This is a genomic window from Candidatus Sericytochromatia bacterium, assembly GCA_035285325.1.
GTDB lineage: Bacteria > Cyanobacteriota > Sericytochromatia > S15B-MN24 > JAQBPE01 > JAYKJB01.
Map to the genome: position 1 here is coordinate 1 of JAYKJB010000100.1, position 11,615 is coordinate 11,615.

Below are 11,615 nucleotides of genomic sequence, written 5' to 3' on the forward strand. Positions count from 1 at the left end.
GCCCGGTGCGGTGGCCACGGTGACGGGCACGGAACTGGTGGTCGAGTTCGACCCGACGCGCCGTGCGACCGAGGTGACCGTCTTCGAAGGGGCGGTCGATGTGGCGGGCGATGTGGGCCAGTTGGTCCGCGTGCTGGCGGGCACCACCACCCGCGTGCCGATCCAGGCGCCCGCAGCGGCGCCCGTTCCGATTGACGACCGCAAACTGCAGGAGCGCAACGTCTTGTTCAAGCCGCTGTCGCTGAATGAGGCCCCCGGCTCTCCCGCACCGGCCGCGCCAGAGGCTGCGCCTCCCACCGATCCGGCCGCGGGCACGCGCCCGAACCGTGCCGATGCTTCGGTGCCGGGGCCTGCTCCCGGCAACGCGACCCAGGAGACGCCTCCAGGCGAGCCCAAACCGGCCCCCGGCGCGGTCAAGCCCGATATGAAAGGGCAGACCGATAAGTTGTTGGATCCCAGGGTCATCAATGGCTCTCCCACCACGGGGTCGGTGCGGGTGATCATCGAATGAGCCGCCAGTTCTTGCCGGGACGTTGGGTTTCCTTGCTGGTCGCCGCAGCGACCTTGTCACTGTCGGCTTGTTCCGTCGATCTGTGGCGTCCGACCCGTGGGCGCCTGGCCCTGTCCGTCAAATGGCCCGAGCAGGCCGTCGGGTTTCGGGTGCTGGCCATTCCAGCGGGAACCGCGCGGGTGGTGGTGACCATTCGGGGCGAAGGCATCCCGGAAAAGGCCCCGATGCAGGCCATTCTGACGCCCGATCCCAAGGACAGCAGCACCCAGTTTCTGGACGTCCCGATCGGACCCAAATTTATCGACGCGACGGCCTACGATGCGGCCGATCGGCGCACGGCCTTTGCGGCGCAGGCCATCTCCGTGCTGCCCAATACGCTGGTCGAGGCGCGACTCGTGCTGCAGCCGGTGGGCACGCCGGCCCCACTTCCCGTTGCCAGCGATGTGGTGGCCACCGAACCCGCCACGACGACGGGGCCCCTGCCTTCGATCGCCCCGGCTCGCGTCCTCGACACCTTCGCCGGGGATGGCCTGGAGGGGGCGCTGGATGCCAAGGACCCGCACTCGGCTCGTTTCAAACATCCCCGTTCCCTCCATTACGACGCCAGCCGTCAGCTCCTGTTCGTGGCGGATGCCGGACATCGGCTGATTCGCGTGATTGATATGCGAACCGGGGAGGTTCGCACCGTCGCGGGGCGGGCGGCTCAGGGCTCCGAGGCGCCCTCCGGGGTGCCCCCGGCTTTGGCTGGAGCGGCTGCGGGGGTTCCTTCCGGCCTGGCGGTCGGCCCTGATGGCAGCCTCTACTACTGCGATCGCGACAACCACATGGTGCGTCGCATCGCTCAGAGCGGCCTGGTCGAAACGGTGGCGGGCACGGGCTTCATGGGTTACGTCGATGGACCGGCGGCCAGTGCGCAATTCGCCTATCCGAGCCAGCTCGTGGTCGACCCCGACGGGACCGTGTACGTCGCTGACACCTACAACAATCGGGTACGCCGGATTCAAGCGGGGCAGGTGACGACCCTGGCGGGCGAGGGAACCAATCTGGCCGCCGAAGCCAAGGGGTTGCGGCTTGCTCCGCCCAGCCTGAACTTGCCGATCGCGCTCGCGCTGTCAGCCGATCGGGCTCACCTGTATGTGGCCGAGGGCAAGGGGCGTCGGATCTCTCGGCTGGACATCGCCTCACGCCAGCTCACGCCCGTGGCAGGGTCCGGGCGACTCGGTGTCGATGGTGAGGGCGGAGACGCCCGGGGCGCCGATCTCGCCTTGCCGCTGGCGCTGGCACTGGACGCCCAGGGAGGGCTGCTGATTGCGGACGGCTGGGCGTGTTCGACCGGGCTTGAGACCTTGCTTGGGGCCTCGAGCCGGATTCTTCGTCTCGCTCCGGACGGAACCCTGCAGCGCGTGGCCGGCAACGCCTCGAAATCGGCCTATGGCTTTTCTGGTGACGGGGAAGATCCCCTTCGGGCTGAACTCAACAACCCGGCGGGTCTGGCCGTGGATGCGGGCGGCCGCATCTTCCTGGCTGATTCGTATAACCACCGCATCCGCGTGATTCGGCCGGCTCCCTTGGCCGCCTCTGAACCCTCCCCCTCCGTCTCCCCCTCGTCGGTGGCCTCCTCCAGTGCGTCGAGCCCGGCATCCCCTTCGGCTGCCATCGACCCCTCGCCGACGGCGGTGGCCCCTCAGCGCGCTGCGAGCCCTGCCTTCCCCGCTCCCCTGGCAACCGGGGACGGGGCGAAGCCTTCCCTGCCTGGGCTCTGATCCGCATGCCGAGCGGGTTTGACCGTGAAATGGCACGCGTGGTATAAAGGCTAGTCCGCAGGAATGTGGACGGGGACAGGGCTTTGGGGGAAGCAGGGGGTAAATGCTAGACGTTCAACTGGCGCTTCAAATTGCGCAAACGATCCTTTCGGTGATCCTGATCGGGGCGGTCATCCTGCACTCCGCCAAGGGGGAAGGCATTGGCGCCATCGGGGGCCAGGCCAAAATTTTTGGCAGCCAGAAAGGCGTCGAGGCAGGGCTCAATCGCTTTGCCACCGCGGTGGCCCTGCTGTGGGGCCTGGTGTCGCTGGTCCTCGCCTTCTTGTCTTACCACCGTTGAGGTGCCGTTGGCCGTCTCGGTGGGCTTGAATGGCTGAGAATTCGGGTGCCGGCTGCCGTTGGGGCGTGCCGGCCAAACAACTTTGTAGGAGCCGCTCCATGCATTCAGTTCAAATGTCCGGGCTTCTGAAATCCTGCCTCGGGGCGGCGATCGCCCTTGCGCTGGGGGCTTGTGCCGAGGAAGCGGAGGAAAAGTCCTCCACGCAAGCGCCCTCTGCGGCTCCCTCCGTGACGGCCACGAGCGTGGCGGATACGGGGCCTGCCGCGAATGCGCCCGCCGGCGACCCGGCCTTGAAGGACCCTTGCATCGAGGACATGCCGACTGGCAAATATGGCGGCTCGCTGATCGCCGGGGCCTATGAGGACCCCAAGACCTTCAATCCGACGCTGGTGACTGACTCCGTGTCGGGCCGCTTTGTCAGCTACCTGTTCGAGGCCCTCTGCGAGGAAGACCCTACAACCTACGAGGTGGAGCCAATCCTGGCCAAAAGCTGGGAGGTCAGTTCCGATGGTCTGACCTACACCTTCCACATGCGCGAGGGGGTGAAGTGGCACGACGGCAAGCCTCTGACGGCCAAGGACGTCGTGTTTACCTACATGGAGGTTCTGCGCAACGAGGAGATTCCCTGGGATTCTCGCGATGTGATCAAGATTGACGGCCAGCTACCGGATGTCAGTGCGCCCGATGCTCGGACGGTGGTGTTCAAACTGCCGAAAGCCTTCGCGCCCTTCATGCGCACGGCCTCGGGCGTGCCGATTCTGCCGGAACATGTCTTCGGCCCTTGGGTCCGTGAAAAGGGTCCTAACGGGAAGCCGCTCTCGAACTCCCAATGGGGGGTCAATGCCGATCCACGCCTGATCATCGGGAGTGGGGCCTGGATGGTCGAGAATTACCAACCGGGTCAGCGCATCGTCTTCAAACGCAACCCACACTACTTCAGGACCAACCGTCACAAGCAGCCCTTGCCCTATCTGGACCGTCTGGAGGTGCCCTTCCTCAAGAACCTCGAAACGGCGATCCTCAAGTTCAAGGCGGGTGAGACGGATGCTCAGTGGCTGCCGGGCAAAGATTTCACCTACATGAAACCGCTCGAAGCCCAGGGCAATTTCACCATCGTGAATGGGGGGCCTGACTTCCGGACCAGTTATTTTGCCTTCAATCTCAATCCCGGTAAGAACAAGGAAGGCAAGCCCTATGTCGATCCGGTCAAGCTGAAATGGTTCTCCGATCGGCGCTTCCGGCAGGCGGTTTCCTATGCCATCGATCGGGAGGCGATCATCAAGAACGTCTTCCGGGGCATGGGGGCGCAACAGAACTCCCCCATTTTTCAGAAGAGTCCGTTTTACGACCCCTCCGTGGCGTCCTATGCCCTCAACCTCGACAAGGCGCAGGCGTTGCTCGCCGAAGCTGGCTTCAAACGCGATGGCGCTGTGTTGAAAGACCCCGCAGGTCACGCGGTGGAGTTCACGTTGTTGCATCAGCTGGGTTCGAAAGACTCCGAGCTGGAAGCCAACATGATCGTGCAGGACCTCAAGAAACTGGGCATCACCATGAAGATGCAACAGGTGACGTTCAATGTTCACCTGGCGCGGACCCATGAAACCAAGGACTGGGATGCCGTGATCGGCGCCTGGGGGGCTGGCATCGAGCCTCACGGGGTCGCGCACCTCTGGACCAGTCATGGTCAGTCCCACTTCTTCAATCTGAATCCGGCCAAGGTGCCCCACCCGTCTCCCGCTTACCCGTGGGAGAAGCGCATCGACGAGCTGTTCGCAGAGGGAGCGTCCACGATCGATGAAGCCAAGCGTAAGCGCATCTACTCCGAGTTCCAGCAACTCGTGATGAACGAGCAGATCATGATTTTCTTGCCCGTGTTCAACTACACGGTCGCGGTCAGAAACTCGTTGGGCAACACCCGTCCTAATCCTTACAACCCGCTGGGTATCAGCTGGAACGCTTGGGAAATCTATCGCAAGTAGCCGCGCGCGGAACCCCGCTCCGCCAGTGCGTCGAAGACCGGAGGCAGGATGCTTCGTTATATTCTCAGGCGTTTGATCCAGATGATCCCGCTGCTGATCCTCATCTCGATGATCACGTTCGGCATCAGCAAACTCGCGCCCGGTGACCATCTGTCAGCGCGAATGGCCGACCCTTCCATGACCCGGGAACGGATCGAGGCCGAGCGCAAGCGCCTGGGGCTCGACCAGCCCGTGCCCGTTCAGTACGTGAAGTGGGCCTCTGCCTTTGCGACGGGCGATATGGGGGAGTCTTATCGGTATCGCTCCCCCGTCAGCAGTTTGATCTGGCAGCGTCTGGGCGCCACGCTGCTGCTTGGGGTGGCGGCCTTGTTGCTCACCTGGCTGTTTGCGATCCCATTGGGCATCTACGCTGCGGTGAACAAGTACTCTTTACCGGACAAGATTGCCTCCATGGTGACCTTCACGGCCTTGGGCATACCAGAGTTTTTCCTCGCCTTGTTGCTGCTGTTTCTGGCGGCCCGCACGGGTTGGTTGCCTGTCGGAGGCATGACCAGCTCCGGCTTTGCTGAGATGAGCTTGCTGGGGAAGCTGGCTGACCTGGGTGTTCACCTGGTGGTTCCCACCATCGCGGTCACGATCGGGACCATCGCCGTGCTGCAACGCCGCATGCGCGGAAACCTGCTGGATGTGCTGGCGGAGGATTACGTTCGAATGGCGCGGGCCAAGGGCCTCCCAGAGAATACGGTCATCTACAAGCACGCCGTGCGAAACGCCCTCAATCCGATGGTGACGATCCTGGGCTACGACATCGCTGGTTTGCTGTCCGGCTTCGCGTTGGTGGAAATTATGGTGGTTTGGCCCGGTCTGGGTCAGATGATGTTGGAAGCGCTTCAGTCCTACGACATGCCCCTGGCCATGGCCGGCATGATGATCGGGGCCGTGATGTTGCTGCTCGGCAATCTGCTGGCAGACGTCATGTTGGCCTGGGTCGATCCGCGCATCAAACTGGAGGCCTGAGTCATGGCGGAAGCTTCGAACAAATCGGTGTCACCTGAGGCAGGGCAAGCGCCGCGGCTCCCTTTCCGTGTGGTGGATGAACTTCCTCCGCCTGTGTCGACGCGGGAACGCATCATCCGTCGATTCTTCAAGCACCGTATGGCGGTGGCGAGCCTGGGTGTCCTGGTCTTGCTGTACCTCATGATGCTGTTTGGCCCTTTTTTGGCGCCGTATGGGGAAGCCACGGAGAATCGGGCCCGCTCCTTCATGCCTCCGACCAAGGTGTACGTTGATAGTTCGGGCTTGTACGTCCGCAATGCCGAGGTCACGGTGGATCCCAACACCGGTGCGGAAGTGCTGCAAACCGATCGGCGCATCAAATACCGCTTGAAGCTGTTCGTCGAGGGCGATCCTTACCATCTGTTCGGGCTGATTCCAGCCCGCCTGCACCTGTTCGGCGTCGAGCAGCCCGCTGGGGTTTACCTGTTCGGAACTGACCAGGCCGGTCGGGACATCTTTTCCCGCACCCTCTACGGTGCTCGCATCAGTCTCACGGTGGGGGTCATGGCGATTTTCATCGTGATCCCTATGGGCATGCTGATTGGCGGTATCTCCGGTTACTTCGGGGGCTGGATCGACAACATCCTGATGCGCATCGTGGAAGCTTTGATGGCCTTCCCCTCCTTCTACTTGCTGTTGTATCTCTTCGGCGTGACTTACAAGTGGGACATCACCCCCACCCAGCGTTATGTGTTGATTGTGCTGATCATGTCTTTGATTGGCTGGACCAGCCTGGCACGGGTGATCCGGGGGCAGGTCCTGTCTCTGCGTTCCCAGGAATACGTCGAGGCCTCCCTGGCGGCGGGGGCCGGCTCCCTCTGGGTGATCACCCGCCACATCCTCCCGCAGACGGTCACCTGGGTTACGATCTCGGCTTCATTGATGGTGCCCGGCTTCATCTTGGGGGAATCGGCCCTCTCGATGATTGGCCTCGGCGTGCAGCAGCCTGCCGCCAGTTGGGGAAATCTGTTGGAAGACGCCCGCAGCATTTCCAGCTTGACCCTTCACCCGTGGCTCATGATCCCGGCTTTTTTCATCGTCGGAACGGTCGTGGCGTTCAATTTCTTCGGGGACGGCATTCGCGACGCCTTCGACGCCAAGTCGCGGGCCTAGCCTGAGGGGCGAACGGGTGCGTGGTGGTCGATGGCCCTGCGTCGCGGCGGGCTTGGCCTGCCTGATTTGGCTGGGGAATCTTCCGGCGCAAGCGCAGTCTGCTGCTGAGCCGACGCCCGCGTCTGCTCATTCTTGGGACGGGTTGGTGGCGCAACTGGAGCGTTTTGGTCTGCGCACGCGCGTGACTCCTGCGGCTGTCTGGGTTGATGCGGTCGTTCCGGGCAGCCCGGCCTTTCGCGCGGGGATTCGCAGGCCCGACCGGGGCTGGATGCGCCTGGCCGCCATCAATGCGCAGCCGCTCACGCGACCTCTTTCCGAGCAAGGCTGGGCGGAAGGTGCCGTCGGTGCGCCAGAGACGCTGAGTTTTGCGGTTCGGCGAATGGGGGGGGAGCCAGAGCGCTGGCGAGGCCCCTATCGCCTGACCTCAGCTTCGCCTGCTGGGGCAGCGGTCGAGCGCCTCACGGCCTCCGCGTCCTTGACCCCGATCCGCGACGTTCGTCTGGGCCTCGCGCAGACGCTCATCGCCGGGCAATTTGACGAGGCACTATCTCAGATCGAGGCCCGGTCTGAACGAGACAGCCTGAGCCAGGATCTGGCGGAAGCTTTGCTGCTGGCTGGTGAGTCGAACCAGCGGGAACGGCTTGATGCTGCGGACATGCGGGCCGCTTCCGGGCGGTATGAGGAGGCTTTGCGGCTGCTGGCGGGCGCGCGGGGAGGCGGAACCTGGTCGACTCTCGTGAGCTTGCGCCGTGTGGCCTGGCGACGGGCCATCCAGCAACGCAAGCACCACCTCGCGACACGGACCGGTGCACATCGTCGCGCCGTGATCTCGGCGCCAGCGGGCCAGAGCGTTCCACCGAAGACCACGGTGCCCGTGGTCCCGACCATCAAGCTCTGAACGTTCCAGCGTCAGTCTGCAGGGGTCTCGCTCGGTACCAAGCGCGCTTGCTTTTCTTTGCTGTCGCGTTCAAGGACCATCCCACCCACCACCTCATCCAGAGGCAGCACGCGATTCCTTCCGCCCACGCGGCTACGCACCGCCACGCTTCGGTTTTCAACTTCCTGCTTGCCGATGATCAGCATATAGGGCACCTTGTGCACCTGGGCGTCGCGAATGCGGTAGTTCAGGGACTCGTTCCGAACGTCCAATTCGACACGAAGATCTGCCGCCCGCAACATGTCCGTGACTTCGGTCGCGTAGGCGCGGAACTCCTCGCTGATGGGAATGACCACCGCCTGGGTGGGAGCGAGCCACAACGGAAACGCTCCAGCACAGTGCTCCAGATAGACCGCGAAGAAACGTTCCAGGGAGCCAAGAATCGCCCGGTGGAGCATGATCGGGCGGTGGGATTGACCATCTTCCCCGATGTAACTGAGATCAAAGCGCTCAGGCAGGTTCGGGTCGTATTGAATCGTGCCCAGCTGCCAGCTCCGTCCGATCGCGTCCTGGATGTGGAATTCGATTTTCGGCCCATAGAAGGCCCCCTCGCCAGGGAGAATTTCAAAAGGCAAGCCCGCATTCCGGAGGCCTTGCTCCAGGGCCGCTTCGGCCCGATCCCACTGCGCATCGTCACCGATGCGGTTGTCTGGCCGCGTGGAGAGTTTGATATCGATCTTGCTGAAGTCCAGTACGGCGTAGACCTCATACAAGAAGGCGATGAAGCGCTCGATTTCCCCTGCCACCTGAGCTTCGGTGCAGAAAATGTGGGCGTCATCCTGAGAAAACGAGCGGACTCTGGCGAGGCCGTGCACCACTCCCCCTCGTTCATAGCGATGCAGACGAGCGAAGTCGGCCACCCGCCACGGCAGTTCGCGGTAGCTGCGCCGCTTGCTGCCGAAGATGACACAGTGGGAGGGACAATTCATGGGCTTGAGAACGAAGGAATCGGCCTGCAAACCCTCGTGCAGCTTGCCTGCCTCGCAGCACCCAGCCTCGTCTTCCGTCCACAGGCGGTACATATTCTCGTTGTAGTTGCCCAGGTGTCCACTGGTGCGAAACAGACTGGGGTCGTAGGCCAGTGGCGTGATCACTTCGGCGTAGCCGTGACGGTCGTACAACTCGCGGATGAACTGGAGCAGCTGGTTGTAGACGAAGGTCCCCTTGGGGAGGAAAAACGGCATCGCAGGGGCCACTTCATGGAACATGAACAACTCCAGTTCCTTCCCCAGTTTGCGATGGTCCCGTCTGGCTGCTTCCTCCAGGCGTGTCATGTGCGCCTTCAGATCGGCCTCGGTCCAGTAGACCGTGCCGTAGATGCGTTGCAGCATCTTGTTCTTCTCATCCCCCCGCCAGTAGGCGCCCGCCGCGGTCAGCAATTTGAAATGACGGATCAAAGCGGTGTTGGGGAGGTGGGGGCCACGACACAGATCGCTCCATTCCCCATGTCCGTACAGGGTGATGGCCGCGTTGGGGTCCTTGCTCAAGATGTCGGTGAGAATCTCAGCTTTGTACGGCTCGCCCTCAGCCTCAAATCGCGCGACGGTGGCCCCGCGTTCGGCTTCCGCAATTTCCGTGCGCGTGACCTCTAGCTTGGCCTCAGCCAGCTTGCGCATTTGTCCTTCGATGCGGACGAGGTCTTCCGGGGTGAAGGGGGTCGGGACGTCAAAGTCATAGAAGAAACCGTCGGCAGTGACCGGGCCGATCGTGATCTTCGCTTCCGGGAACAGTTTTTGCACGGCCATGGCCATCAGATGGGCTGTGCTGTGGCGCAGCACTTCCAGCGTGTCCGGGTCATCCGACGTCAGGATCTGAACCGAATCTCCTTCTTGGAGGGGGCGGCTGAGGTCTGCCAGGTTGCCGTTGATGCGCGCCGCGACCGCTCGCTTGGCCAGGCCGCGGCTGATCGATTCGGCCAGCGAGGCGACGGTTGCGCCTGCAGGCAGGGCACGCTGGGACGCGTCCGGGAGGGACACGTGAATGGTGGCGGATTCCAGAGTGGTCATGGCAGAACCTCCGAGTGCGAAGTTCTCCATTTTACCGCACTAGGGGGTGGGGTAGGCGATCGTCGTTCGAACCTGCGCTTCTTTTTTGTCCGCCACCGCCGGGTCGATCAGGTTACCGGCCGGATCCGGGACATTGCCAACCCGCGCCACGATGGCCATCACATTGAGGCGGTTGAACAGGTTGGCATTGGGCAAGAACAGACGCACGGTTGACTGCGTCAGGAATTCGATTTTCTGGCCCTCCCCGAGCGAGGTGAACAGGAACTCCTTGCCGAGGTGAGTGGGGCCGCCGGAGCCAAAGTTGTTGGTCTTTTCATTCAGTTCCAGGGGTTTGACCGTTCCGCTGGCCCCTTTGAGCAGCACGGTGCCTTCCAGTTCTTGGGTGTTGACGCTGACGGCGAAGGTGTAATTCTTGAGGTTCTGAAGCTGCGCAGCATTGGGGACCGCCAATGTCCCCGTGAAGGCGGTCATCGGCTCGGAGAAACTCAATTCGATGTAGGTGCCCTTCTTCAGGGCCGGGTTCTTGGCATCGTCGCTGTCCAGCACGTAGGCCTTGATGGCCTTGAGGCTCGGAGGCGTCTTGTCGGCGGGCGCTTCCAGAAACACCGCATCCGTGTGCGTCGAGGCCCAGCGTGTGTTGAGGTCGTCCGGTTTGAAATCATCCAGCGACTGGAACGGGGAGAGAAACGCATTGCTCAGGAAGCGGCCGGCCGCCGGCATCGTGTTGAGGACACCTTTTTCGTCCGTTCCCAGTTGATTACCGTCCACGTCCTTGATCGGTCGCGCGGGGTTGCTGAGCAGAGCAAGCTGGTAACGTGAGGCCTCCTTGCCGAGCACCAAGGGGACTTTGAAGGTGAGTCGAATGGTCTGTCTGGTCTCAACGTCGTCGCCCGTGCCAAGTTCCTGGCCGGCCTGTGCATCAAGGAACTTGCTGGGAGACAACGTGGCCGTGGCGGCAGTGCTCGCAAAGTCGAAAAACGGCACGCTGTAACTCACTGGGGTGGAAGCGGTATCCACCGACTTGTTGTTGTCTGCTGCCTGGTTGGGGGCGAGCAAGACCGGAGCCTTGCCATCTCCGCTGTTCAATGCGCTGCCGGGCAAGAGGCGCACGACGGAGATGAGATTTTGTACGCTCTCAGCCGGCAAGGCTTCACTCAGCCCCAGCGTCACATCCACACCATCGGTCATGGTGTCCTTTGCAAACAGGGCTTTCGTGACCGTGACGATTTCAGGTACCGGAGAGACAGCAAACAGTTCAGACTGCTTGTTCTTGGGTTCCCCGAAGTGCAGCACGTAGTCCTGACCGGCTTGCAGCGAGACCAGTTGCGTGCGCGGCGTCCGCCCCAGCGAGGAGACCGTGACCTTGACGTTGCCGGAAAGTCCCAGGTTGTCGAAGACAAACTCGCCAGTCTGGACGCTACTGTTCTTGACCGTTTCGCCCGACTTCGCCACGACCTTCACGCCCGAATCCAGTTTGGTGCCATCACTGAGCCACACACTGCCCTTCAGGGTCGTCCGACCAGCGGCGTTTTTCGTGCCAGTGAGGGGGCGGTAGACGATCGCTCCGGGGCTTGGCGTCGCTTGCGGCGTGTTCTTGAACGGGTCGATGACCTCGAATTCAGAGTTGGTGGCCTGTGGTTGCGGCGTGGGCGTGGTTTTGGGCTTGGGAGTGCCCCCCTTCCTCACGACCACCTGGCCTGGCGGATCCGTGGCCACCGTCGGTGTGTTGCGGCAGGCCACCAGCGCAGTCATCACGCAAAGGGGAAGAACCAATCGGCGACACAGGCGCATCGGGTTGAAACTCCAGCGTGGTCCGTGCGAGAAGCGCGTCGCGCACGATGAGCAGCGAAGGGACACTTGTTCCTATACCCGGCCTGGTGGTGCCCCACACGGCGGGGAGGGCCCGCGCC

General features: G+C 62.7%; 9 protein-coding genes. 7 read left to right on the forward strand and 2 right to left on the reverse strand.

Going from position 1 to position 11,615, the window contains the following annotated elements; genetic code table 11:
• The 7 genes from VKP62_12840 to VKP62_12870 form a co-directional block, all read left to right on the forward strand.
• Positions 1-511: hypothetical protein (locus VKP62_12840; GenBank protein ID MEB3198080.1), on the forward strand; the 511-nt coding region annotated here is incomplete at its 5' end.
• Entirely contained in the window at positions 508-2,274 is a 1,767-nt protein-coding gene (locus VKP62_12845; protein MEB3198081.1) for an SMP-30/gluconolactonase/LRE family protein, read from the forward strand. The genes VKP62_12840 and VKP62_12845, both read left to right, overlap by 4 nt.
• Positions 2,275-2,377: 103 nt before the next feature.
• Positions 2,378-2,614, forward strand: a complete 237-nt coding sequence (gene secG, locus VKP62_12850; protein MEB3198082.1) for a preprotein translocase subunit SecG — start codon at positions 2,378-2,380, stop codon at positions 2,612-2,614.
• 98 nt (positions 2,615-2,712) lie between these two features.
• Positions 2,713-4,593 carry an ABC transporter substrate-binding protein gene (locus tag VKP62_12855; GenBank protein MEB3198083.1) on the forward strand — a complete coding sequence of 627 codons (1,881 nt, stop codon included), beginning with the start codon at positions 2,713-2,715 and terminating at the stop codon, positions 4,591-4,593.
• Between the two features lie 48 nt (positions 4,594-4,641).
• The gene (locus VKP62_12860; GenBank protein ID MEB3198084.1) at positions 4,642-5,610 is read left to right on the forward strand and encodes an ABC transporter permease; all 969 of its coding nucleotides are present in this window, start codon (positions 4,642-4,644) and stop codon (positions 5,608-5,610) included.
• Positions 5,611-5,613: 3 nt separating this feature from the next.
• The gene (locus VKP62_12865) at positions 5,614-6,762 is read left to right on the forward strand and encodes an ABC transporter permease (GenBank protein ID MEB3198085.1); all 1,149 of its coding nucleotides are present in this window, start codon (positions 5,614-5,616) and stop codon (positions 6,760-6,762) included.
• Positions 6,763-6,814: 52 nt separating this feature from the next.
• A complete protein-coding gene (locus VKP62_12870; protein ID MEB3198086.1) occupies positions 6,815-7,660 on the forward strand; it encodes a hypothetical protein in 846 nt (281 codons plus the stop codon).
• An 11-nt stretch (positions 7,661-7,671) separates the two neighbouring features.
• On the opposite strand, the gene thrS is transcribed toward VKP62_12870, so the two are convergent.
• Together thrS and VKP62_12880 are read right to left on the reverse strand one after the other, a co-directional pair.
• A complete protein-coding gene (thrS, locus tag VKP62_12875; protein ID MEB3198087.1) occupies positions 7,672-9,705 on the reverse strand; it encodes a threonine--tRNA ligase in 2,034 nt (677 codons plus the stop codon).
• 39 nt (positions 9,706-9,744) lie between these two features.
• Complete coding sequence (locus VKP62_12880; GenBank protein ID MEB3198088.1) at positions 9,745-11,496, reverse strand: hypothetical protein; 1,752 nt, start codon at positions 11,494-11,496, stop codon at positions 9,745-9,747.
• Positions 11,497-11,615 lie beyond the last annotated feature (119 nt).